The 25,383-nt window shown below is 34.6% G+C and carries 20 protein-coding genes and 1 riboswitch; of the genes, 3 read left to right on the plus strand and 17 right to left on the minus strand.

Going from position 1 to position 25,383, the window contains the following annotated elements; all coding sequences use genetic code 11:
* Positions 1-11: 11 nt before the first annotated feature.
* From VP395_RS13115 to VP395_RS13130, 4 genes are all read right to left on the minus strand, one after another.
* Positions 12-1,178: a trans-sulfuration enzyme family protein gene (locus VP395_RS13115; protein WP_346242473.1), complete on the minus strand. Its 1,167-nt coding sequence runs from the start codon at positions 1,176-1,178 to the stop codon at positions 12-14.
* A 128-nt stretch (positions 1,179-1,306) separates the two neighbouring features.
* Entirely contained in the window at positions 1,307-4,708 is a 3,402-nt protein-coding gene (gene thrA, locus VP395_RS13120) for a bifunctional aspartate kinase/homoserine dehydrogenase I (RefSeq protein WP_346242474.1), read from the minus strand.
* A 62-nt stretch (positions 4,709-4,770) separates the two neighbouring features.
* Positions 4,771-6,045 carry an O-acetylhomoserine aminocarboxypropyltransferase/cysteine synthase family protein gene (locus VP395_RS13125; RefSeq protein ID WP_346242475.1) on the minus strand — a complete coding sequence of 425 codons (1,275 nt, stop codon included), beginning with the start codon at positions 6,043-6,045 and terminating at the stop codon, positions 4,771-4,773.
* Between the two features lie 118 nt (positions 6,046-6,163).
* A riboswitch (SAM riboswitch) is annotated at positions 6,164-6,288 on the minus strand.
* A gap of 115 nt (positions 6,289-6,403) precedes the next feature.
* Positions 6,404-7,954 (minus strand): hypothetical protein, encoded by a 1,551-nt coding sequence (locus VP395_RS13130; RefSeq protein WP_346242476.1) that lies wholly within the window; start codon positions 7,952-7,954, stop codon positions 6,404-6,406.
* A 148-nt stretch (positions 7,955-8,102) separates the two neighbouring features.
* On the opposite strand from VP395_RS13130, the gene VP395_RS13135 reads away from it, so the two are divergent.
* The 3 genes from VP395_RS13135 to VP395_RS13145 all read left to right on the plus strand — a co-directional run bounded on the left by VP395_RS13135 (position 8,103) and on the right by VP395_RS13145 (position 12,186).
* Positions 8,103-9,278: a 2-isopropylmalate synthase gene (locus VP395_RS13135; RefSeq protein WP_346242477.1), complete on the plus strand. Its 1,176-nt coding sequence runs from the start codon at positions 8,103-8,105 to the stop codon at positions 9,276-9,278.
* A gap of 1 nt (position 9,279) precedes the next feature.
* Positions 9,280-10,398 carry a 3-isopropylmalate dehydrogenase gene (gene leuB / locus VP395_RS13140; RefSeq protein ID WP_346242478.1) on the plus strand — a complete coding sequence of 373 codons (1,119 nt, stop codon included), beginning with the start codon at positions 9,280-9,282 and terminating at the stop codon, positions 10,396-10,398.
* A 366-nt stretch (positions 10,399-10,764) separates the two neighbouring features.
* A complete protein-coding gene (locus VP395_RS13145) occupies positions 10,765-12,186 on the plus strand; it encodes a pectate lyase family protein (RefSeq protein WP_346242479.1) in 1,422 nt (473 codons plus the stop codon).
* 109 nt (positions 12,187-12,295) lie between these two features.
* On the opposite strand, the gene VP395_RS13150 is transcribed toward VP395_RS13145, so the two are convergent.
* The 13 genes from VP395_RS13150 to VP395_RS13210 form a co-directional block, all read right to left on the minus strand.
* Complete coding sequence (locus tag VP395_RS13150) at positions 12,296-13,255, minus strand: bile acid:sodium symporter family protein (protein ID WP_346242480.1); 960 nt, start codon at positions 13,253-13,255, stop codon at positions 12,296-12,298.
* Positions 13,256-13,322: 67 nt separating this feature from the next.
* The gene (locus VP395_RS13155) at positions 13,323-13,679 is read right to left on the minus strand and encodes an SET domain-containing protein (protein WP_346242481.1); all 357 of its coding nucleotides are present in this window, start codon (positions 13,677-13,679) and stop codon (positions 13,323-13,325) included.
* The gene (gene argH, locus VP395_RS13160) at positions 13,680-14,954 is read right to left on the minus strand and encodes an argininosuccinate lyase (RefSeq protein ID WP_346242482.1); all 1,275 of its coding nucleotides are present in this window, start codon (positions 14,952-14,954) and stop codon (positions 13,680-13,682) included.
* A gap of 166 nt (positions 14,955-15,120) precedes the next feature.
* Entirely contained in the window at positions 15,121-16,194 is a 1,074-nt protein-coding gene (locus VP395_RS13165) for a M20 family metallo-hydrolase (protein WP_346242483.1), read from the minus strand.
* 1 nt (position 16,195) lies between these two features.
* Positions 16,196-16,978 carry an acetylglutamate kinase gene (gene argB / locus VP395_RS13170; RefSeq protein ID WP_346242484.1) on the minus strand — a complete coding sequence of 261 codons (783 nt, stop codon included), beginning with the start codon at positions 16,976-16,978 and terminating at the stop codon, positions 16,196-16,198.
* A complete protein-coding gene (locus VP395_RS13175; RefSeq protein WP_346242485.1) occupies positions 16,971-17,909 on the minus strand; it encodes an N-acetylornithine carbamoyltransferase in 939 nt (312 codons plus the stop codon). Before VP395_RS13175 ends, argB begins: the two co-directional genes overlap by 8 nt.
* A 6-nt stretch (positions 17,910-17,915) precedes the next feature.
* The gene (gene proB / locus VP395_RS13180; protein ID WP_346242486.1) at positions 17,916-18,677 is read right to left on the minus strand and encodes a glutamate 5-kinase; all 762 of its coding nucleotides are present in this window, start codon (positions 18,675-18,677) and stop codon (positions 17,916-17,918) included.
* Positions 18,678-18,679: 2 nt separating this feature from the next.
* Complete coding sequence (locus VP395_RS13185) at positions 18,680-19,900, minus strand: glutamate-5-semialdehyde dehydrogenase (RefSeq protein WP_346242487.1); 1,221 nt, start codon at positions 19,898-19,900, stop codon at positions 18,680-18,682.
* Between the two features lie 94 nt (positions 19,901-19,994).
* Positions 19,995-21,140: an aspartate aminotransferase family protein gene (locus VP395_RS13190; RefSeq protein ID WP_346242488.1), complete on the minus strand. Its 1,146-nt coding sequence runs from the start codon at positions 21,138-21,140 to the stop codon at positions 19,995-19,997.
* Position 21,141: 1 nt separating this feature from the next.
* Positions 21,142-21,936: a pyrroline-5-carboxylate reductase gene (proC, locus tag VP395_RS13195; protein ID WP_346242489.1), complete on the minus strand. Its 795-nt coding sequence runs from the start codon at positions 21,934-21,936 to the stop codon at positions 21,142-21,144.
* A 271-nt stretch (positions 21,937-22,207) separates the two neighbouring features.
* Complete coding sequence (gene argC / locus VP395_RS13200; protein ID WP_346242490.1) at positions 22,208-23,185, minus strand: N-acetyl-gamma-glutamyl-phosphate reductase; 978 nt, start codon at positions 23,183-23,185, stop codon at positions 22,208-22,210.
* Positions 23,186-23,188: 3 nt separating this feature from the next.
* On the minus strand, positions 23,189-24,364 hold the full coding sequence (locus VP395_RS13205; RefSeq protein WP_346242491.1) for an argininosuccinate synthase: 1,176 nt from the start codon (positions 24,362-24,364) through the stop codon (positions 23,189-23,191).
* 3 nt (positions 24,365-24,367) lie between these two features.
* The gene (locus tag VP395_RS13210; RefSeq protein ID WP_346242492.1) at positions 24,368-24,985 is read right to left on the minus strand and encodes a GNAT family N-acetyltransferase; all 618 of its coding nucleotides are present in this window, start codon (positions 24,983-24,985) and stop codon (positions 24,368-24,370) included.
* Positions 24,986-25,383 lie beyond the last annotated feature (398 nt).

Genomic DNA, 25,383 nt, shown 5'->3' on the forward strand with positions numbered 1-25,383 from the left:
CGATTTGGTTTTTAATTTAAGGCTTGTTTCAAGTCTTCAATAATATCATCTATATGCTCTAACCCAACTGAAACCCGCACCATACCATCTGTAATTCCTGCTGCCGCTTTTACTTCTGCTTCCACCTTAGCGTGGGTGGTGCTTGCTGGATGCGTTACTATGGTTCTGGTATCCCCTAAATTGGCAGATAGCGAACACATTTTAATGGCATCGAAAAAAGACCTCCCACCTTCTAAACCACCTTTTACCTCAAAAGCTATGATATTGCCCCCCAATAACATCTGCTTTTTAGCAATGTCGTACTTAGGATGCGACTTTAAAAATGGATATTTCACCCATGATACTTTAGGGTGTGCTTCTAAAAATGTAGCCAATTTCAGGGCGTTCTCACAATGTTTTTCGGTTCTAACCGCTAATGTTTCCAGTGATTTTGAAAGTACCCATGCATTAAAAGGACTCATTGAAGGCCCTGTAAGTCTTGAAAATAGATAGATTTCTCTAATTAGCTCCTTTTTACCAACGGTAACACCTCCGAGTACACGCCCTTGTCCGTCCATTAGTTTGGTGGCAGAATGGATTACCAAATCGGCACCATACTTTATAGGTTGTTGCAAATATGGTGTTGCAAAACAATTATCGACCACTAACAAAATTTTATGCTTTTTACAAATCGCACTTAGGTATTCTAAATCCAACACATCAACACCTGGGTTGGTTGGCGTTTCTGCATATAAAAACTTGGTATTCGGTTTAATTAAACTTTCTATAGTTTCAACTTCATTTACGTTAAAATAAGAACACTCAATATTCCATTTAGGGAAGTATTTTGTAAACAAACCATGTGTAGCGCCAAATACTGAACTGCAGGATACCACATGATCACCCGCATCCAGTAATGTTGCAAACGTTGAAAAAACAGCAGCCATACCACTCGCAAAAGCAAAACCAGCCTCTGCACCTTCCATTAGGCATACTTTATCTACAAATTCGTTAACGTTTGGGTTGCTATAACGGCTGTACAAATCGCGTTGCTTTTCTTCTGCGAAAGACGCTCTCATTTCTTCGGCATCGTCAAAAACGAATCCTGATGTTAAATATAAAGGTACCGAATGCTCAGAAAACTGAGTGGTTTCAGATTGCGTTCTTACTGCTAAAGTTTCAAATTTTTTGTTACTCATATTTTTATATTTTACCTCCAGTAAATAAAGGTATTTTTATCAATCTATTTTAAAGCTTCTAAGTCACAAAGTTTCTAAGTTTCTAAGCCTTATCTCTTTGCTACTTTGAAACTTTGTGACTTTGTAGCCTAATTTATATGTTTAGACAATCTTAAAATATCTCCAAAAACGCCTCTTGCTGTTACTTCCGAACCTGCTCCTGCACCTTGAATGACGATGGGTTGTTCACCATAACTTTCTGTAAATATTTCGAAAATTGCATCACTGCCTTTAATTTGTCCTAATGTGCTATCTCCTGGAATGGACACTAATTTCACTTCTAAATTGCCTTTATCTTGAGATAAATCGCCCGACAAATCACCAATATATCTCAACACATATCCTGGTTTTTGTGCTTCTTTTATCTTTTGAAATTCAGCATCTAATACGTTCAACTGACTTAAAAATTCAGCAACTGAAATATCTCTGTAAGCTTCTGGTATTAAATTTTGAACCGATACGTCTTCAAATTCATTTTGTAAATCCAGTTCTCTTGCCAAAATTAATAATTTTCTAGCCACATCGTTTCCAGAGAAATCTTCTCTTGGGTCGGGTTCTGTAAAACCTTTATCAATCGTTTCTTGAACAACAACACTAAATGGTTTGTCTTGAACTGAAAAATTATTGAACAAATAACTCAACGTTCCTGAGAAAACACCTCGAATTCTGGTAATGTTTTCACCCGATTCGTGCAGCAATTTAATAGTATCTATCAGCGGTAAACCGGCACCAACCGTAGTTTCATATAAATATTGCTTGTTGTGTTCGTTCAATTGCGCTCTCAAATCGGTATAAAACTGATGTGAAATGGTATTGGCTATTTTGTTAGAAGACACCAAATCGAAACCAGCTTCAACTAAAGGTATATAATTGTCATGAAATTTAGGACTCGCCGTATTATCAACTGCAATTAAATTTTCCAAATGATGTGTTTTTGCAAAAGCAATCACATCTTCAATAGAACTTTCTAACTTAGATGTTTTTATAGCTTCCTTCCAGTTTTTATCAGCTCCTTTTTTATTTAGAAGTTGTTTTTTAGAATTAGCTATGGCAAACACATTTAGGTTGATGCCTTTTCGTTTTTCAATATCGTCTCTCGATTTTAAAATCTGATTAATCAAAGCACTACCAACGCCTCCATGACCAAAAATAGCAATGTTTATTTTCTTTGAAATTCCGAAAATCTCACCATGAATTACATTCATAGCTTTATGAAGTTGGTCTTTTCTAACCACCAAACTCACGTTTTTACCAGTAACCGTATTATTAAACAATAACGGCGTAATTTGGTTTTTTATAAGCGCATTAAATGGTTTATGGAACGAACTTAACTCGATACCAATAATAGAAATAACCGAAACATCATCAACCACTGCAATTTTATTAACGTCTTGTGAATAGAAATCCTTTTCAAATTCACGTTCCAAAGCAATTACAGCTTGGGTTGCTTGGTCGGCATTAATAATTAAACCAATACCACGTTCCGAAGAACCTTGTGAAATAATGCTTACGCTAATATTTTGAGTTGCTAATGCACCAAAAATACGTGCATCTACGCCACTTTTTCCTAATAAACCACGACCTTCTAAATTCAAAAGTGCTACGTTATCTAAAACCGATAACGAGGTTACTTCTTTAGAGTTTGGTTTCGCCGTGATTAACGTGCCTTCATCTTCCGGATTGAAGGTATTTAAAATACGAAGGTTGATGTTTTTTTCAACTAATGGAATGATGGTTTTGGCATGCAACACTTCCGTTCCAAAATTGGCAAGTTCATTGGCTTCACTAAACGATAATTCACGTATTTTTTTTGCATCTTCCACCAAATCGGGGTTTGCTGTATAAATACCGTTTACATGGGTGTAATTTTGCAACTCTTCGGCATCTAAATAGTTTGCCAAAAGTGCTGCCGTGTAATTACTGCCGTTTCTTCCTAAAGTAGTGGTTTCATTTTTAGAATTCGAAGCAATAAAACCTGTCACCACATTTACAACATCGTTACCTACCTCTTTATAATATTTTTTAACGTTATCTTTTGAAAGTTGCGAAATAGGTTGTGCATTTCCAAAGGTATCGTTGGTTTTTATTAGGGTTCTAGCATCGACTGAAGCTGCTTTTATGTTTTTCTTATTTAATAAACTCGCAATCAATTTTACTGAAAGTAATTCGCCTTGGGCTAAAATTTCATCCTTTGTTTTTTTGCTGTAATCACCTAATAAACTAACACCTTCAAACAGTTTATCTAAAACTGAAAATTCTGCTGAAAAATCAACATCTTTTAAAGGTTCTGTTTGGTAGTTTTTAAATACTTGTAATATTTCTTTATAGGGATGTCCTTTGGCTGCTTTGTTTAGAATATCTTCCAAATCATCGGTAGCCGAACTTCTTGCCGATACTACCACTGTGATTTTTTCACCTTCCTTCACCTTATTTTCAATAATGGAAATAACGGTGTTCAACCCATCGCCATTTGCTAACGACTTTCCTCCAAACTTTAATACTTTCATTCTTCTTTTTTTAGAACTTGGCACAAAAATGCCTTCTACTATTTTCTCTAATTGCTCGTATTCCATTAAAAACGCATCGTGCCCATGTACCGAATGTATCTCATTATAAGTAACATTTGGGTTGGAAACTGCCAATTGTTTGTGGGTTTGCCTGTTTTCTTCCGCAGTAAAAAACAAATCGGAATCGACCCCTACAATATGAATGTTACCATGAATATTTTCCAACACATTAAAATCGGTTGGCCTGTTTTTGGTAACATCAATGGTTTTCAACAACTGATTCATTAATTTGTATGCAGACAGTTGAAAACGCTCTTGCAATTTATTCCCGTGATGCAACAACCAACTCTCCACATTAAAAATCTCCAATTCTTCGTTTTTTGATCGTTGAAAACGTTCGTTAAAAGATTCTGGAGTACGGTAACATAACATGGCATGCATTCTGGCATCGTGTACCGGATTTCTTGAATTCAATAAGAATTGCTCTTGAATTTGGCAATTGGCTATTAACCAATCGGTCGATTTCCAATCGGTTGCCACAGGTATTAAATTATCGGTAATATCAGGGTTTAACACCGCCATTTCCCAAGCGATACCGCCACCTAACGATCCACCAATAAGCGCAAACAGTTTTTCAATTTTAAGTTCTTTCAAACCTATTAAAAAAATAGTTGCAATATCGCGTGCTACAAAATCTTTATAGTTTTCTATTACAAAACCATCAAAACCATTTCCTGGAATATTGAAAGATAAAATGGTGTAAAGCTTCGTGTCGATTACCTTATCATCTCCCACCAAGTCGCTCCACCAACCATCTTTACCTGCCACATTACTATTTCCTGTTAAGGCATGATTTACCAATACCACAGGTGCAGTACCTAAAGGCTTACCGAATACTTGGTAACTTAACTTTATTTCGGGGTTAAGCACTTTACTTTCGGTGATAAAGTTTTTAATAATGATATGTTGTAAATTTACTTTCAACGATTTCTTTTATTTTTTTAGACCTGCAAGGTTTTAAAACCTTGCAGGTCGATATTTATTTATTAAATTTTTGAAAAAGCTTCTTTTAAATCGGCTTTTAAATCTTCAATATCTTCCAATCCAACTGACAAACGGATTAAATCTTTTGGTGCTCCTGCCGCATCTTGTTCTGCGTCTGTTAATTGCTGATGCGTGGTGCTTGCTGGATGAATGATAAGCGATTTGGTATCTCCAATATTTGCTAATAATGAAAATAATTTAGAATTATCTGCTATCGTTTTAGCTGCGTCAAACCCGCCTTTTGCTCCAAAGGTAATGATACCACTTTGTCCTTTTGGTAAATATCTATCGGCTAAATCTTTATATTTACTAGATGCCAACCCTGGATAGTTTACCCAAGCTACTTCGGGTTGTTGCTCTAACCATTTTGCAAGTTCTAAAGCATTTGCACTGTGTTGTTTTATTCGTACTGGTAACGTTTCTAAACCTTGAATGATTTGGAATGCGTTAAACGGACTTAAAGCTCCTCCAAAATCTCTTAATCCTTCAAGAATTAATTTGAAAGTATATGCTGCAGCCCCTAAAGCTTCATGATAAACCAAACCATGGTACCCTGCTGAAGGTTCCGTAAATTCTGGAAATTTTCCGTTAGACCAATCAAAAGTTCCTGCATCGATGATGGCTCCTCCTAATGATGTTCCTTGTCCGCCAATATATTTAGTTAATGAATGAATAACTATGTTTGCTCCATGCTCAATCGGGTTCAACAAAGCGGGGGTTGCCACGGTATTATCTACAATAAATGGCACACCTGCCACTTTAGCATGTACAGAAATAGATTTTAAATCTAACACATCTAATTTTGGATTCCCTAAGGATTCCACAAAGAAAGCACGTGTATTTTCTTGTACAGCCGAAGCGAAATTATCTGGATTATCGGCATCTACAAATGTGGTTGTGATACCCAAACGAGGCAAAGTTACCTTCAACAAATTATAGGTACCGCCATATAAACTGGCTGATGCTACGATATGATCGCCCGCTTTTAATAAAGTTAGTAAACCTGTTGAAATTGCCGATGTTCCCGAAGCAAAAACTACTGCGCCAATACCACCTTCCACAGCCGCTAAACGCTCTTGTAAAATTTGGTTGGTAGGATTGTTAAGTCTGGTGTAAATAAAACCCAGTTCTTTTAATGAAAATAGGTTGGCAGCATGGTCTGAATTATTAAAAACATACGATGATGTTTGATAAATTGGAACTGCTCGTGTTCCTCCAGTTGCAGTGGTGTCATGTCCTGCGTGTAATGCGTTGGTTGCTAATTTTAATGTGCTCATTTTTCTAATTTTTTTGAGTTAATAATGATTAAAACAAAAGCCAAATGCATCAAAATTGATGTACTTAATAGAAAAATGTTAAAAAGAATAATTGAAATTAGTATGAGTAATTTCGTTTTAGTTATCTATCCAATTTTCAATAAATGAATTGAAAACTAAGTAGAATTTAGCACCTTCCCCGATAAGTTCGGGAGGTTGCTAAGGCTTCAAAGGGTCTAATCCCTCCACCTTTCTTGATAACATTTCAGTAAGTGTTTGAACTTTGTGAATGCAAATATTCAGTTAGAAAAAGTTAATATCCAAATTTTTCAATGGAAAATTTAAAAATCATTTCAAAAACAATGATTCAAATAAGCTTTTATTTATTAAAACGCATCTCATAAAACTTATTTTGAATGACCAACCCAATGGGTCTATTTTGAATTTTAGATTCTAACCAAGAAATAATATCTAAATACAAAAATGCGCGACTTTGGTATGGGTCGTGTTCAAACTCCTTTAGTTTTTCATGAAGTTTGATGAATTCGTTTCTAACTTCATTGGGGTAAATATCGCCCAAACCTCTTAAAAATTTAATAAACTCCTTTTGCACGTCGTACAAATCCTCCATTTTAATTAAAAACTTATAGGTGCTGCGAATTAGCACATCCAAATTATAGTCCATGCCTGCTTCATAATGCGCTACCAAATTCAGGATTCTGGCAAAACACAACAAATCTTCACGCATTTGTAACGATTTGTTATTTATAATTTTCTCTAAATACTGAATGCACTTTTTGTTTTCACCTGCACCAAAATACATACTGGCAATTTTATAGTAAAACACCATAATATGGTGCTCGTCAATTCGGTCATTATAATCTTTTAAACGTTCTAAAACCTCTTCAACTAAAGGCAAACCTTCTTTAAAGCTACCTTCAATAAAATGTAAATTGAATCTATTATTGTAGATATATAAAAATGTTAGTCCATCAATATTATCATCTATTGGAAACCATTTTTCTTTAGTTATAGTTTCTAATCTTACTAATGATTCTTTAAACTTTTCATAGTGTCTTAGATAAAAAAGTGCTTCTAACAAATAATGATTCCCTCTTAAAAAGAAAACAGGATTTAAAATAATTTGGTCCTTATTTTCATAAAATAAATCAACCCACTTTCTGGCATATTTATAACACGATAAAAAATCTACAGTTAAAAAACTGTACCATAAATACGCTTTGTAAAGCCATAATTTTTCTCGAAACCCTAACTTATTAATATCATATTTTGGAAGTCGGGCATTGAAATATTTTATGACACGAATACTTTCTTTATTGTTTTTAACATAACCCGTTTTTAAAAACAAACCGTACAATTGAAGTGACAAATTAGACAGCTTACTCGCTAATACATTTTGCTGACTTAGTTCTTTTGCTTGAATTGAAAGTTCATCGGCTCTATCACCTAAACTTCGAGTTATATATTGTGATTCAATTATCTTTTCGAGTTCAACAATCTCATAAGCCACATTTTTTTCTTCGTTGGTAATGGCTAAGTTTTTTGCTTTGTCTAAAATTTTCAAACTTTGTTTATATAACCCTTTGTGATATAAAATGGTAGCAAAATCTAACTGTTCGCGAATTTGAATTCTAATATTTTGGTGCGAGGGGTTTAACCGTAAACTAATTAAAATTTGCTTGTACAAATGCGCTTTTAAATTTGATAATTGCTCTTTTTTTACAATCCCTTTTTTAAGAATCGCTGTTTCATCATAAACCGAAAGTTTTTCTAAAATATTAAAAAGGGTCAAAAATTTTGAATCTTCATTTACCCCCAAACGTCCTACATAAAGTTTAAATTGCCGCTTTTCAGACTTAGAAAGCGATTTTACCAATACAAACAAATTATCTTTTTGCTCTTTTGTCATAGTTACAAAAACCTTATTATATATTTGATTTTCAGTTATTTAATTAAATTTTATTCAAGTTAAACATCGTAAAAAAGGCGAGTTGGATTATCATTTAAGGAAACCAAAATATACATTCGTAATACAAAAGAAAAATTTATTTTATTAAATGTCTAATACTAACGTCCAAATTTTTGACACAACGCTTCGCGATGGTGAACAAGTCCCAGGCTGCAAATTAAATACCGAACAAAAAATAATTATTGCTGAACAGCTTGATTTATTAGGTGTTGATATTATTGAGGCTGGTTTTCCTGTATCAAGTCCTGGCGATTTTAAATCGGTTGAAGCCATTTCTAAAATTGTTAAGAACGCAACAGTTTGTGGTTTAACACGTTCTGTTGAAAACGATATAAAAGTAGCTGCCGAAGCATTAAAACATGCTAAAACACCTAGAATCCATACGGGGATTGGAACTTCCGATTCTCATATAAAATTTAAATTCAACTCAAATAAAGATGCCATTATTGACCGCGCCGTTAAAGCCGTAAGTTACGCAAAATCTTTTGTTGAAGATGTAGAATTTTATGCTGAAGATGCAGGTAGAACCGATAACGAATATTTAGCGCGTGTTTGTGAAGCTGTTATTAAAGCAGGTGCTACCGTTTTAAACATTCCAGACACTACAGGCTACTGTTTACCAAGCGAATACGGTGCAAAAATCAAGTACCTAAAAGAAAACGTAAAAGGCATTGAAAAAGCTGTTTTATCATGCCATTGCCATAATGATTTAGGTTTAGCAACTGCTAACTCCATAGAAGGTGTTATTAACGGTGCACGCCAAATAGAATGCACCATTAACGGTATTGGCGAGCGTGCAGGAAATACTGCTTTAGAAGAAGTGGTAATGATTTTAAAGCAACACCCGTATTTAAATTTAGATACTAATATCAAAACTGAAATGCTTTATGGTCTTAGTCAATTAGTATCAGACAGTATGGGTATCTATACGCAACCAAACAAAGCTATTGTGGGAGCTAATGCGTTTGCACACAGTTCTGGAATTCATCAAGATGGGGTTATTAAAAATCGTGAAACATACGAAATTATAGACCCTAAAGATGTGGGTGTTACCGAATCTGCTATTGTATTAACTGCAAGAAGCGGACGTGCAGCACTAGCATATAGAGCAAAAAATGTTGGATACGAATTAACGAAACTTCAATTAGATGAAATCTATGTGAATTTCTTAGATTTTGCCGATAAAAAGAAAGAAGTGAATGATGATGATATCCACACCATTATAGAAAACAGTAGATTATATAAAGAAATTATTTCAGCGTAAAATGAAATTAAATATAGCCGTTTTACCAGGCGATGGTATTGGTCCAGAAGTTATAGCACAAGCCGAAAAGGTCTTGAAAGCTATAGCTATGGAATATAACCATGTATTTACATTTCAACACGCTTTAGTGGGTGCAAGTGCTATAGAAAAAACAAACAATCCGTTACCGGAAGAAACTATAGATATTTGCGAAAAAGCCGATGCTATTTTATTTGGTGCTATTGGAAATGCCGCATTCGATTTAGACCCTTATGCGAAAATAAGACCAGAACAAGGACTTTTACGCTTACGAAAATCTTTAGGTCTATATACCAATATAAGGCCCGTAATTGCTTATGATGATTTGCTAAACAAATCGTCTTTAAAGAAAAAGCAAATTGCAAATACCAACATACTTATTTACCGCGAACTTACCGGAGGTATTTATTTTGGAGAAAAAAAATTAAGTGAAGACGGCAATACCGCATCCGATATTTGCGAATACACCCGTTTTGAAGTGGAGCGCATCGCCCATTTAGCGTTTAAAGCGGCACAATCTAGAAAACGCAAATTAACCTTGGTAGACAAGGCCAATGCTTTAGAAAGTTCTAGATTATGGCGCAGAGTGGTGCAAGAATTGGCAACACAATACCCAAACATTCGATTGAACTTTATGTACATAGACAATGCTGCCATGGAACTCATTATGAATCCAAAACAGTTTGATGTAATATTAACCGAAAACATGTTCGGAGACATCCTATCGGAAGAAGCCAGCGTTATAGTAGGCTCTATTGGCCTATTGGCATCGGCTTCATTAGGTGATAAACATGCTATGTTCGAGCCTATTCATGGGGCGTATTCAAAAGCAGCCAATAGAGGTATTGCAAACCCCATTGCTGCTATTTTGGCAGCAGCTATGCTGTTAGATCATTTTGGGTTGGACGACGAAGCAGCTTTGGTTAGAGAAGGTGTAGACAAATCGTTAAAATTGCACATTACCACACCCGATTTAAACACAAAGTACGATAACATTACCACCACAAAAGTTGGCGATTTCATTGAAGATTTCATAAACAATCCAGATGAAACCAATTTAAACTTTACCAACATACATCTAGGGCAATCCACAATCATTTAATTATTTGAGTTAGTCACCAAAATTAAAATTTTTGGAAAAAGTCCTTAAAAGCGCATTGTTTACAGTGCGCTTTTTTAATACGCTTATTTGGGCGTTACCCTACGGGTCGCGCTTTTCGTTTCAATCTTTTGTTCATACCTCACAAAAGGATTTCCACTGCAATCGCTAACGCAAAAAATTCTATTTCATTATTTTATTTTCAATTAACAGCCTATTTATTATGAACCATTTCAAACTAACAAGAAGATTAGCCTGTTATATACACACATCATCTGAAATTTAAAAATTCCAACATAAACTACCCAAAGTTTTCAAACTTAAATGGTTATATTTAATAGTTAAGACATCAAGCAAAAACAATTCTTCATGACATCCAACTACTTTAAACCATTTATATTAATACTAGTAAGCATTTCTTGCATGGTAATTACAGCTCAAACACCCAACTTTAGTATGGTTGGGTTTGCCACATTAGGTGGAGGAACTACAGGTGGTACTGGCGGAACTACCGTTACACCTACTACACTTGAAGAATTAAGGCAATATGTTGAGAATGCATCAACACCATATATCATTAGAATTAACAAAGAGTTTAATACAGGAGTTCAAACTTGGGTAGATGTTGATGGGGGCATTGTAGCCAGCGGTACGCCTGGGGCTATAGAAACGACCTTTGGTGCTATTTTAAAGGTTGGTTCTAACAAAACCTTAATTGGGATAGGCGACCAAGCTTTCTTAAATAGAATTGGTCTTGTTATACAATGCCAATCCAACATCATTATACGAAACATAAAGTTCACTATGAAATATGTTCCTGCCACCCGCGACGGGGAATACAAAATTCTTGATACAGATGGTGTAACCACACTTGGCGACCCAGATTGCATAGGTATACAAGCCGATAAAGACAGTATTCCAGAACCTCAACGTATTAGCCAACATATTTGGATTGACCACTGTGAATTTTACAATGAAAACATCACTAATAAAGATAGATACGACGGACTTGTTGACAACAAAAACAACACGCAGCACTTAACCATATCTTGGAACTATTTCCACGATCACTCTAAAGCATTACTTTCTGGCAGTGGCAATAGTGATAATTACAACCGTACCATAACTTTTCATCATAACTATTTTGCTAGAATTGACGGATCGCGTTTACCACTTTTGAGATTTGGACAACACCACTATTTCAATAATTATATGGAAGATTGCCCTGGTGATGGTGTTAACCTACGCATCAACACAAATGCGTATATAGAACAAAATTATTTTAAAAATGCTAAAAAACCCATATTTGGAAAACTATCTGAAAATGGCCAAGGAAAATTAATTGACAATATATTTGAAAATTGTAGCAGGCTGCCTGCTGGATATAGCAATATAAATGGCGGAAGTTCTAGCCCTTTAAGTGAAGGTGAAGAATTTGTGAACGACTGTAATTTTACACCCTCAACTTTATACAACTATACGGCCGCATTACACGCAACTGTAGATGTACCTACCATTGTAAAAACCTATAGTGGCGTTGGCAAAATTGATGATGCCCTTAATGTTAATTCTGAATCTGCTTTAAATAAAAAGGTTTTAGTAAAAGACCAAATAATGCTTATTAAGGCTGAACCGGAAACCAGCGTTGTTGTATTTGATTTAAATGGCAGAATTGTTTTTAAAACTAAACTTAAAAACAACTTAAATCATATCCCCTTAAATATAAAAGGATTATACATAATAAAACTTTCTAAAAATAATAAGGCAACTAATTTCAAAGTAGTTTTCTAAGTAAAAAAAGTGGTATGTCCACTTTTTAATTTAATTGTTTGAGTTAGTCACCAAAATTAAAATTCTTGAAAAAATTCTTAAAAGCGCATTTAAAAATGCGCTTTTTTAATTAACGTCTGGCTAGTTTCGCTGCTATAAAACTTATAATTACTATTTGCACTGCATGAAACAACATAAGAGGTAATAAAACAATTCCAATGGCGGCTGTATTCCCAAACAAAATCTTCGAAAAAACGGTACCATGTACCAACGATTTCTTCGTGCCACAAAACTGGGCTGTAATTTGATCTTCTTCATTAAAACTTAATTTTTCAGCAATAAACTTCGTTATAAAAAAGGTTAAAAAGAATAAAATCAATACAGTAACAAACATGAAAAACAAATCGAAGATAGATACTTCACTAAATATATTTTCATAAAACGATTGCGCAAAACTCTTATAAATAATAAGTAAAATAATAGACTTATCGAATAATGTAAGTTCACTACTATACTTGTTTACAAACACATTTAAAAACCGTTGCAACAACAAACCAATAACTACAGGTAAAATAATTTGTACAATAAGTTTCGTGTAAATTTCCGTAAACTCAAAATTGGTTTGCGAACTATCAACAAACAAACCCATCCAAAGTGGTGTAACAGCAATACCTATAATACCCGAAATACTCGCATTAAAAATGGCTGCAGGCACGTTGCCTTTACCTATAGAAACCATAACCACAGATGAAGATACTGTTGATGGCAAAGTTGCTAGGAAAAAGAATGCCAACCACAATAGTTCTTGCTCCTGTGTTTGCAACAAAGGATAAAACACCAGAACAATAAGTGGAAAAATAATAAAGGTTGAAGCCTGCACTAAAAGATGAAGCTTCCAATTCTTAAGTCCCGATTTTAATTTATCGGGGCTTAACTTCAAACCATAAAAAAAGAAGATTAATGAAATACCTACTGTACAAATAGTATCAATAGGCATACGACTATGTGCTGTTCCCAATTCAGGAAAAATATAAGCAACACCTATTACCGCTATAATGGATAAGACAAACTTATCTATTTTCATGTTCATTTAAATATTTAAAAATACGTTAAGCAACCTATTTACTAATCACAAAAGCAATGAATCTTGAAAAATATTATTTTTTGACAAAGTCTTCAAAAGCATCGTTATAATAAATAGTGATTTCTTCACCTTTTATAATATCTGTTTTAGCTACAAATGTTTGAGTGAGATTAACAAAATCACGTTCTTCAACCTGGGCTGTTGGCTCATTACTGTGATTAAAAAAACTACCTGCATCACTAATACAAATGGCATCATATTCCTCTGTCCAAGGAAATTGAAGTGTTGCCAAAACTTCCGGTAAATTTTCATTCACATGAACAAGTGCCATATCACTTTTAACCAACAATTCACCTTTTTTAATGTTTCGCGATGCAAAAACACCTTTTCCATGTACTGGCGATTGTTTTACTTCAACTAAATCAGTCATTTATTTAGGGAACTTGCTTCTAATTTTATCTAAACACAAATTATGAATACTACCAACGTGTGTGTGTTTTTTAGATGTATCGGGTTTGTAAGTTCCGTCTTGTACTTGTCCACCAATTTTTTGATATGCTTCTCTAAAACTTTGTCCTTCAACAACTAGCGTGTTAATATTATCCACTGTAAATAAGTATTTATACAAATCGTTATGAATATCAACATCTTTTACAATGGCTTGCTTAATCGAGAAATTGAAAATATCTAAAATATCTTTTACATCTTCAAAAGCAGCAATCATGTTTTCTTTTAACAACTGAAAATCTCTGTGGTAACCACTCGGTAAGTTGTTGGTTATTAAAAGCATTTCAGTTTGTAAAGCCTGTATTTTGTTACATTTCCCTCTAATCAACTCAAAAACATCAGGATTCTTTTTATGTGGCATGATACTACTTCCTGTAGTTAATTCATCTGGAAAAGAAATAAATCCGAAATTCTGACTCATATACAAACACACATCCATAGCAAAACGGCTCATGGTGTTGCACAAACTACCTAAACTTGCAGCAATAGTACGTTCACTTTTACCTCTGCTCATTTGAGCAGCAACTACGTTATATTTTAGGGTTGAAAAATCCATTTCTTTGGTAGTTAATTCTCTATCAATAGGAAATGAACTTCCGTAACCAGCCGCAGAACCTAACGGATTTTGATCAACTGTTTTGATGGCGGCATCTAATAAATATACATCATCAACCAACACCTCAGCATATGCCGAAAACCACAACCCAAACGATGATGGCATGGCGACTTGTAAGTGCGTATAACCTGGAAGGACTTGATCTTTATGTGTTTCCGCCAAACCTAAAAGGGTTTCAAAAAGTGTCTTCGTTTTTTCTTTTACAATGCCTAAATTTTCTTTGTAATACAATTGTAAAGCCACTAAAACTTGGTCGTTTCTAGAACGTGCAGTGTGTATTTTTTTACCAACCTCACCTAAAGTTTTAGTCAATTCGAATTCTATTTTAGAATGTACATCTTCAAATTGGTCATCAATTACAAAAGTGCCATTCTCTATTTGAATCTCAATTTTTTTAAGACCTCCTAACAATTCAATTAACTCATTGGTAGTAAGAATACCAATTTTTTGAAGCATCTTAGCATGTGCTTTCGATGCTATTACATCATATTTTGCTATATGAACATCAATTTCTCGGTCGTTTCCAACAGTAAATTGTTCTATTTTTTTATCGATTGATATGCCTTTATCCCAGAGTTTCATAAATTTCTGCGAAAGCAGAAATCTCTACTTTCAATTTTAGTTATTATTGTCATTCCCGCGAATCCCAATAGCTATCGGGAGGAAATCTTTCCTTTTATTCTTTATTCCTTTTTTCAGACCTACAAGGTTTTTAAAACCTTGCAGGTCTTAATTATGAGATTCCTGCCTACACAGGAATTAACACCCGATTCAACAATTCAACATAAATTTTAATACCTTCTTCAATTTCATGCAAATAAATAAATTCATCTGCTGAATGCGAACGCGGACTATCACCAGGTCCTAATTTTAATGATTTACATGATAACCACGCTTGGTCTGATAATGTTGGCGACCCATACATGGTTCTGCCCATAGCAATACCTGCTTGCACCAATGGATGCTCCACCGGAATGGATGATGAATTTAAATGTAAACTACGTGGTACTATGCTTGAACATGGTGCATTTTTTTGTAAAAACTCAGCAATTTCAGCATTGGTATATTTATCGTTTACACGAACATCAATTACCAATTCCACATCGGCTGGCACGACATTGTGTTGTTTTCCTGCATTGATTTGTGTAACCGTTAATTTTACATCGCCCAAAGCTTCTGACGTTTTTTCAAACTTCACATCTTTAAACCATTGTAACGTTTCAATCAGTTTATAAATCGGATTGTCATCATTCGGATGAGCCGCATGACTTGCTGTGCCTTTTACTTTCACATCAAAAACAACCAAACCCTTTTCGGCAACGGCCAAATTCATTTGGGTTGGTTCACCTACAATCGCCACATCAATTTTTGGAATGATTTTTAGCATGCTGTTCAACCCATTTGGCCCACTGCTTTCTTCTTCCGCGGAAGCGACTAAAATCAAATTGTATTTTAAATCTTTATGATTATAAAAATGGGTAAAAGTTGCAATTAACGATACCAGACAACCTCCAGCATCATTGCTCCCCAAACCGTATAATTTATCGTCTTCAACAATGGCTTTAAACGGGTCTTTGGTGTAAGCAGTGTTTGGCTTTACCGTATCATGATGCGAATTAAGCAACATGTTGGGTTTGCTAGCATCAAAATGTTTATTAACCGCCCAAACGTTGTTTTGATTTCGTTTATAATCTATGTCATACTTTTTAAACCATGCTTCAATATGTGCTGCGGTTTGGTCTTCTTCCGAAGAAAAAGAAGGCGTTTCTATTAGCTGTTTTAATAGTGCAATTGCATCGTTTGTTAATTCTTGTATTGCCATATTATAATGTTATTCGTGTAAAATTATCATTTTCTTGGGTTAACATCGAAGTATTTCCCATGTTTATGGTTTTTACACCATGATGCAACGCATCAAAACAATTTTCCAACTTTGGAAGCATACCATCGGCAATAATGCCTTGTTCTAACAATTCTGAATATAATTTAGAATCGATGTGTTTTACCACTGAATTTTTATCGTTTATATCTTTCAGAACGCCATTCAATTCGAAACAATAATAAATGGATGTATCGTAAAGTTCACTCATTCCCACCGCCACTTGCGATGTTATGGTATCGGCATTGGTGTTTAATAATTGTCCGTTACCATCGTGTGTAATGGCACAAAAAACAGGCGTAAAATTCGCCTGAATTAATTTATCTATGGAATTGTGCGCTACTTTTTTAACATCTCCAACAAATCCAAAATCGACGTCTTTTACGGGTCTTTTTTCTGATGAAATACTATTGATGTCGGCACCTGTTAATCCAATGGCATCCACTTGCAATGCCTGTAACTGCGCCACCATATTTTTGTTTACTAAACCACCATAAACCATGGTAATCACTTCTAAAGTTTCAGCATCGGTGATGCGTCTGCCATTTACCATTTTAGATTCTATACCTAATTTAGATGCAACACTGGTAGCGCGTTTTCCACCTCCGTGGACTAAAATTTTCTTTCCTTTTAGGTTGGCAAATAATTTTAGAAATGCACTTAGTGATGCATCGTCTTCAATAATATTACCTCCAATTTTTACTATGGATAGTTTTTCTTTAGCCATTTTCCAATATTTTTTTCAGTACCAATTGTGCTGCGTACGTTCTATTATTGGCTTGCTCAATTACCAAAGAATTATCAGAATCTAAAACGGCATCTTCAACAATTAAATTTCTTCTTACAGGTAAACAGTGCATAAATTTGGCATCACCCAATTTCTCTTTTGTAATCATCCAATTCGTGTCCGTATTCAATACTTTTCCGTAATCGTTATAACTGCTCCAATTTTTCACGTATACAAAATCGGCATCTTTAAATGCTTCCTCTTGATTGTAGTTTATTGGTATATTTCCAGTGATTTCCGGATTCAATTCATAACCTTCAGGATGTGTAATCACGAAGTCCACATCCATTTTTTGCATGGATTGAACAAAACTATTCGCCACCGCATGTGGTAACGATTTAATATGCGGTGCCCAACTTAAAACCACTTTTGGTTTGGTTTTTTTAGTGTTTTCTGAAATGGTAATAGCATCGGTAAACCCTTGTAACGGATGCCCTGTAGCGCTTTCCATGTTTACAATAGGAACAGAAGCATATTTTACGAACGATTTCAGTACATGCTCGCTTTCGTCTTTTTCTTTATCAGTCAACGTTGGAAACGCTCTTACCGCAATAATATCGCAGTATTGCGACACTACGGCAGCTGCTTCTTTAATATGTTCTGCGGTGTTTCCGTTCATAATGGTACCATCTCCAAACTCTATACCCCAGGCATCTCCAGACACGTTCATGACGATAGGATCCATACCCAAATTCAAAGCTGCTTTTTGCGTGCTTAATCGGGTACGTAAACTCGAATTAAAAAACAATAAACCAATGGTTTTATGCTTTCCTAAATCTATATACTTAAGCGGATTTGCTTTTAACGCTTTGGCTTCCTCAATCCAAGAATGGATATTATCTATATCGTGTATGGAGGTGTAATTCTTCATTTTAAATTATTTTATTTTGGTAAACGGAACCTTGTTATCCATTGCGTTTAACATGAAATTATCTTCCAATCCGTTTACTATCCAAGTTTCTATATTTGCTTTTTTGGTTACCGATGCCGCTTCAATTTTAGATTGCATACCACCACTTCCATGCGATGATTTTGAACTTACCACTTGTTTTGCTAACTCTTCAAAATCTTCTACCACTTCAATGGTTTTTGGCGTGCCGTTTTCTAAAGACTCCTTGGTATAAATACCGCTTGTATTGGTGGCAATGATGAATAAATCTGCTTTTAAAAGGGATGCTGTTAAGGCTCCTAATTTATCGTTATCGCCAAACTTAATTTCATCGGTTGCAACGGTATCATTTTCATTAATTATAGGAATGTAATTATTCGCAACCAACACATTAATAGTATTTACAATATTGGTTCGGCTTTGCTCCCTTTCAAAATCGGAATAAGACAACAAACACTGTGATGTAAGCAAACCATATTCCCTGAAAATTTCTTGATATATCCTTATTAAGTGTGGCTGACCAATAGATGCCAAGGCTTGTTTTACAAAAACATCCTTCTGTTTGCTTTCCAATTTTACAAATTGTTTAGCCACGGCAATGGCGCCGGAACTTACTATAACAAACTCGCAAGTATCCTGAAGTTTTGCAATTTGACTTGCTATATCTTCAATTTTACCTCTAGAAATATTATCGGTTTCTTTTGTAAGCGTATTGGAGCCAACTTTAAGTAATATCCTTCTTTTTTTCATGGTTATCTAATTTGTCCATTGCCATGAACATACCATTTGTTAGTCACTAAATGCTGTAAACCAATTGGTCCACGTTGGTGTAATTTATCAGTACTAATTGCCAATTCGCCACCTAACCCCATTTGGCTACCATCGGTAAAACGAGTGGATGCGTTGTGATAAACAGCTGCCGTATCTACATTTGCCATAAACACTTTAGCAATTTCATCATTTGTTGTGATGATAGATGATGAATGACCGCCAGAATATTTATTTATCATGGCAATGGTATCTTCATTAGATCCTATTTCTGCCATAGCAATTTTATAATCCAAAAATTCTTGATACCAAATGTCATCCGATTCAATAGGTTCAACACCTTCAAATTTAGAAATGGCTTCATCTCCTAAAATCTGAACCTTGAATTCTTTTAACTTCGAAATCAATGTTTTTATAAAGGTTTCTTTATTAGGAAGATTTTCATCAATCAATACTTTGTCTAACGCATTACATGCTGAAATTTTAGCCGTTTTAGCATTTATAATCACTTTTAATGCCAATTCTATATCTGCTTCTTTATGAACATAAACAAAGTTATTTCCACGTCCACTGATAATTACAGGACAAGAAGCATGCTCTTTTACAAAAGCAATTAAGCGCTCGCCACCACGAGGTACAATTAAATCTAATTTTTGTGTTGGTTTTTCTAAAAAAGCCTGAGTTTCGGTTCGGTTGAATTGTAAATATTCCACCCAATTGCTTGAAGCGCCATGCTCTTTTAAAGCTTGATGCCACAACTCCACAATTTTTAAATTCGATTTTAAAGATTCTTTACCACCTTTTAATAAAATTTTATTTCCCGATTTAAAAGCAATTCCAGCAGCCTCAACAGTAACATCTGGACGTGATTCATAAATAATCAACACCGTTCCAAAAGAGGCGGTTTTGTTATAAACCTGCATGCCATTATCGTGTTTAAAGCTGAAGCGTTCTACACCAACAGGGTCTTCTTGTGAAGCCAAATGTGTTGCAGATTTAATCATTTCATCTACTTTAGAATCATCTACTTTCAAACGGTCGTACATAGAAATATCATCCCCATTATAAGCATCTAAATCTGCTTTGTTAATCTTAATAATCGCTTCCCTTTCGCTTTCCAAAAGTTCTGCCATTCTAAGTAATACGGCGTTTCTTGTTTCTACGTTTAATAAAGTATTCATTTTTTTTGTTTTTTTGAGTTGCAAAGATGCAAAGTAACAAAGTTTCTAAGTATCAAAGCTTTGATTCTCTGAAACTTTGAAGCTTTGAAACTAACAAAGAGAACTTGCAACTCGATTATTATTTCACAACTTCTGTTGACTCCAAAGTTTTCTTTAAAGCTTCAAAAAATTGATCAACATGTTCTTTTTTAATGGTTAATGGTGGTAAAATTCTAATTAACTTTTTGTTTGAAGCACCACCTGTAAAAATATGATGCTCATAAATAAGCTTTTTTCTTAGCTCTCCAACTTCAAAGTCGAATTCCAATCCAATCATTAATCCTTTTCCTTTAATATTTTTTATTTGGTGAATTGTTTTGGCTACGGAAATAAAATACGCTGAAATAGTATTGACATTGTCTATCAACTTCTCTTCTTCAATCGTATTTAAAACTGCTAAACCCGCAGCACAAGCCAAATGATTTCCGCCAAACGTGGTACCCAACATACCATGTTTTGCTTCGATGCTTGGGTGAATTAAAATCCCTCCAATCGGGAACCCGTTCCCCATACCTTTAGCTATAGAAATAACTTCCGGTATTACATTATAATATTGAAACGCAAAGAATTTACCTGAACGCCCGTAACCAGATTGCACCTCATCGGCAATAAAATAGGTATTGTTCGCTTTACAAAGTACATCAACTTGCTCAAAAAATTCAGCAGTTCCTTGGTCCAATCCACCAACTCCTTGTATAAATTCTACAATAACCGCACAAACATCGCCTTTTTCTAATTCTCTTTTAACGCCTTCAATATCATTTAAAGCTAAAATAGTTACCTGTTGTTGTGCGTTGATTGGGGCAATAATATTGGCATTATCGGTTGCCGCAACAGCTGCCGATGTACGTCCATGAAATCCATTTTTAAAGGCAATAACACGTGATTTTCCTGTTTTAAATGATGCCAATTTTAAAGCATTTTCGTTAGCTTCAGCTCCTGAATTGCACAAAAACAATTCGTAACCTTTACAACCCGATAAAGATTCAATTTTATCAGCTAATTCAACCTGTAACGGATTTTGAATCGCATTGGAATAAAACCCTAAAGTTGAAACTTGATTGCTAACAGCCTTCACATAACTAGGGTGTGAATGTCCAATAGATATCACTGCATGACCTCCGTAAAGGTCTAAATATTCAGTTCCAGCATCGTCGTAAACGAGCATATCGTTCCCCGAAACTGGGGTTACATTATATAATGGATAAACGTCAAATAATGGCATTTTAATTCTTTTTAATTTGATTAATTTTCTCAAAAGAAGCCACAATGCCTTGTATTAAGGCCGAACTTAAACCTTGGTGTTCCATAGCATTTAATCCTTCAATGGTACAGCCACTTGGTGTAGTCACGCGGTCAATTTCCTGCTCAGGATGTCTTCCAGATTCCAGTAATAAACTTGCAGCGCCAAAACATGTCTGTGTTGCCAATTGATGTGCTTCGTGGGCTTCAAAACCTAATTGAATAGCTCCTTGTGTTGTGGCACGCACAAGGCGCATCCAAAACGCAATGCCACTGGCACAAATTACCGTTGCTGCCTGTATTAATTCTTCAGGAATCACTAACGTAGTCCCTAATTGGTTAAAAACATCTTGAGCCAAGGTTACTTTATCTTGCGCTTTTTCATTAGCCGCAATACAAGTCATGGATTTCCCAATAGAAATCGCTGTGTTTGGCATTACCCGAATAATATTTTTATCATTCCCGATAATGCCTTCAATTCTAGGAATTTCAACCCCTGCAGCGACCGAAATAACAATATGCTTATCTCTAATTTTCGATGCCACACTTTCCAAAACAGCATTAATATGCTTAGGTTGAAGAGCAAAAATAACCATGTCGCTATTTTCAACCGCCAACACATTATCGTTTGTAACGGTAACATAGTCTTCAGTTTTATAAACATCAACATTTGCCGTGTTTTTATCAGCTAAATACAACGACGTAAACGACTTATTATTGATAAGTCCTTTTGCTATAGAACTTCCTAAATTTCCAGTTCCAATAATGGCTATTTTCATTGATATTATATTTTGTCATTCCCTCAAAGAAGGGAATCGCATTCTTATATTCTTTTTTTTGGCGTTTCCCAAGGGTCGCGCTTTTCGCTATATCTTTTTACGTCATTGCGAAGAAAATTTCTAATTTTCTGTGGCAATCTCTTAATCCAAAGAGATTACTTCGTCGTTCCTCCTCGTAATGACGCCTTTTTATTGAGGTAAAAAGGATGCCGCTTCAATCGCTAACGCACCAATTTGCTATGTGCTTTTTCAATTTCAGCATAAAAACTATTTAAAAATAAGTCGCTTTTAATTGCAAACCTGTTGTTTCTTCCAAACCAAACATCAAATTCATATTTTGGATGGCTTGACCTGAAGCACCTTTTAATAAATTATCAATAATACTGGTTATCAATAATTTGCTATTGTGTTTGTGTAAATGAATTAAACACTTATTTGTGTTCACTACTTGTTTTAAATGCAATACTTCATCCGAAACGAACGTAAATTTAGCCTCTTTATAATAGGCTTTAAACATCTCTTTAGCTTCTTCTAAAGTCCCTTCAAAATTGGTATAAACCGTTGCAAAAATACCTCTTGAAAAATTTCCTCTATTTGGCATAAATAAAATTTCAGAACCAAAACTATTTTGTAATTGTTTAACCGATTGATTAATTTCACCTAAATGCTGATGTGTAAACGGTTTGTAGTATGAAAAGTTATTATCTCTCCAAGGAAAATGGGAGGTTTCAGATAACGAAGTTCCCGCACCTGTAGCACCTGTAACCGCATTAATATGCACATCGTTATTTAGCAATCCTTTTTCAGCAAAAGGTAATAAAGCTAATTGTATAGCTGTTGCAAAACAACCTGGGTTCGCTATATAATCTGCTTTTTTAATGGCATCTCTTTGTAATTCTGGCAAACCATAAACAAAATTTTTCCCTTCAAAATTCTTATCCTTTTCTAATCTGAAATCATTTCCTAAATCGATGATTTTCGTGGTATCAGAAAATGTATTAGCCGATAAAAACTTCACAGAATTTCCATGACCTAAACATAAAAACAACACATCAACATTTGGGTTAATTGTGTCCGTGAATTTCATATCTAAATCACCTTCCAAATCTTGGTGAATACTGCTAATTTTGTTTCCTGCATTGGATGTGCTGTACACAAAGTCAATAGCAACTTCAGGATGATTAATTAACAATCTAATTAGTTCACCAGCTGTATAACCCGCACCTCCAATAATACCTACTTGAATCATTTTTTATGAATTTACTTGATGATAAATTTTATTTTGATTTCCGATAATTTTGATAAATCCTTTTGCTTCATCGGCTGTCCAACCTCTATTTTCTTCACCGTAGCTACCAAACTTCGCATTCATTAAATCGTGTTCAGAACTAATGCCATCTAAATTAAAATGATATGGCTTTAATGTTACAAACACATCACCACTAACAACCTCTTGACTGCTTTGTAAAAAGGCTTCAATATTACGCATAACAGGATCTAAATACTGACCTTCATGCAAATGCATACCATAGAAACTTGCTAAGTATTCTTTGTGTTGCAATTGCCACTTAGTAAGCGTGTGCTTCTCTAATAAATGATGCGCTTTAATGGTAATTAATGCCGCAGGTGCTTCAAAACCAACACGTCCTTTAATACCAACAATGGTATCACCCACATGGATATCTCTACCAATAGCATACGTTTTTGCTAAATTATTTAAGGTTTCTATATTGATTTCAGGGTCGTTTTCAATACCATTTACAGCTACTAATTCTCCTTTGTCAAAAGTTAATTTTACTTTTTCATCTTCAGCATGTTTTAACTGCGATGGATAGGCGCTGTCTGGTAATGGCTTATCAGATGTTAACGTTTCTGAACCTCCAACACTAGTTCCCCAAAGCCCTTTATTAACCGAATATTTTGCTTTTTCCCAAGACATATCAATACCATTGGCTTTCAAATAGTCAATTTCTTGTTGTCTTGTTAATTTCTCATCTCTAATTGGTGTAATGATTTGTATTTCTGGCGCAAGCGTTTGAAAAATCATATCGAAACGTACTTGGTCGTTTCCTGCCCCAGTACTTCCGTGGGCAATATATTCTGCACCGATGCTTTTTGCATACTCCACAATTTCAATAGCTTGAATAATACGTTCTGCGCTTACAGATAATGGATATGTATTATTCTTAAGAACATTTCCGAAAATTAAATACTTCACTACTTTTTGATAAAAAGTCGCTACAGCATCAATATTTTTATAGGTAGAAACTCCCATTTTATAGGCGTTCGATTCTATGTTTCCTATTTCAGTTTTTGTAAACCCACCTGTATTTACACTTACTGCATGTACATCATATTCTTTAGATAAACTTACGGCACAGTACGATGTGTCCAATCCGCCACTATATGCTATTACTAATTTTTTCATTTTTTACTTTTTATCTTTTTTTAAAAACATGGTTTCCTTAATATGTTTTAATCTATTAAAAACCTTTTCTTTTATTTTTCTTGGTTCGCTTTTGGTCTTGTCTTTTGGGTCGTACAGCATACCTGTACACAAGCACATTTTTCTGTTGGTACGTGTTAAAACATCGTAGTTTTTACAGGTTTGACACCCATCCCAAAAGGTTGGATCATCGGTTAATTCTGAAAATGGCACAGGCTTATAACCTAAATCGGTATTCATTTTCATAACAGCCAAACCCGTTGTAATACTAAATACTTTAGCATCGGGAAACTTCGTTCTTGAATGCTTGAATACTTTATGCTTTATTTTTTTTGCTAACCCTACACCACGGTAATCTGGATGCACAATTAACCCTGAATTGGCAACATATTTACCATGCCCCCAAAGCTCTATATAGCAAAAGCCTGCAAATTTATCGCCATCTAAAGCAATAACAGCATTGCCATTTTCTAGTTTCTTTGTGATATATTCTGGGGTTCTTCTAGCAATACCAGTACCTCTAACAGCTGCAGACTCTGCTATTGTATCGCAAATAATTTCTGCGTATTTTGAATGTGATTTATCGGCAATTACAATTTCCATTATAATTCTAAAAATGTATTAAAAGTTAAAGTTAATTTTTTTATACTGAACTGGACTCACCTAGCTCAAAAAATAAAAGCACACCACTAAGGGCGACGCGGATAGATACGACACATAAAATATGTGTTAATCACTATATTAAAAAAACTTTGAAACTTTATGGATGAAATTTTATACACTACAAAAAAATTAAATTACGTTTTGGTTTTTGGCCTTTGAAAGACTAGAAGCTGCGACGAGTAATACTCGCGCGGAAACCGGGTGATGAAGGACGTATTTTATTTTTTAATGTATTCATGACGTAAAATTATGAATTTTATTCATTACGACTATTAAAACCAGGTCTTTTTTTGAAAAAATTATTAATATCAACCCGTTTACATTCTTTTTATTACAAA

Origin of the sequence: Mariniflexile soesokkakense (assembly GCF_039650365.1) — a bacterium.
GTDB lineage: Bacteria > Bacteroidota > Bacteroidia > Flavobacteriales > Flavobacteriaceae > Mariniflexile > Mariniflexile soesokkakense.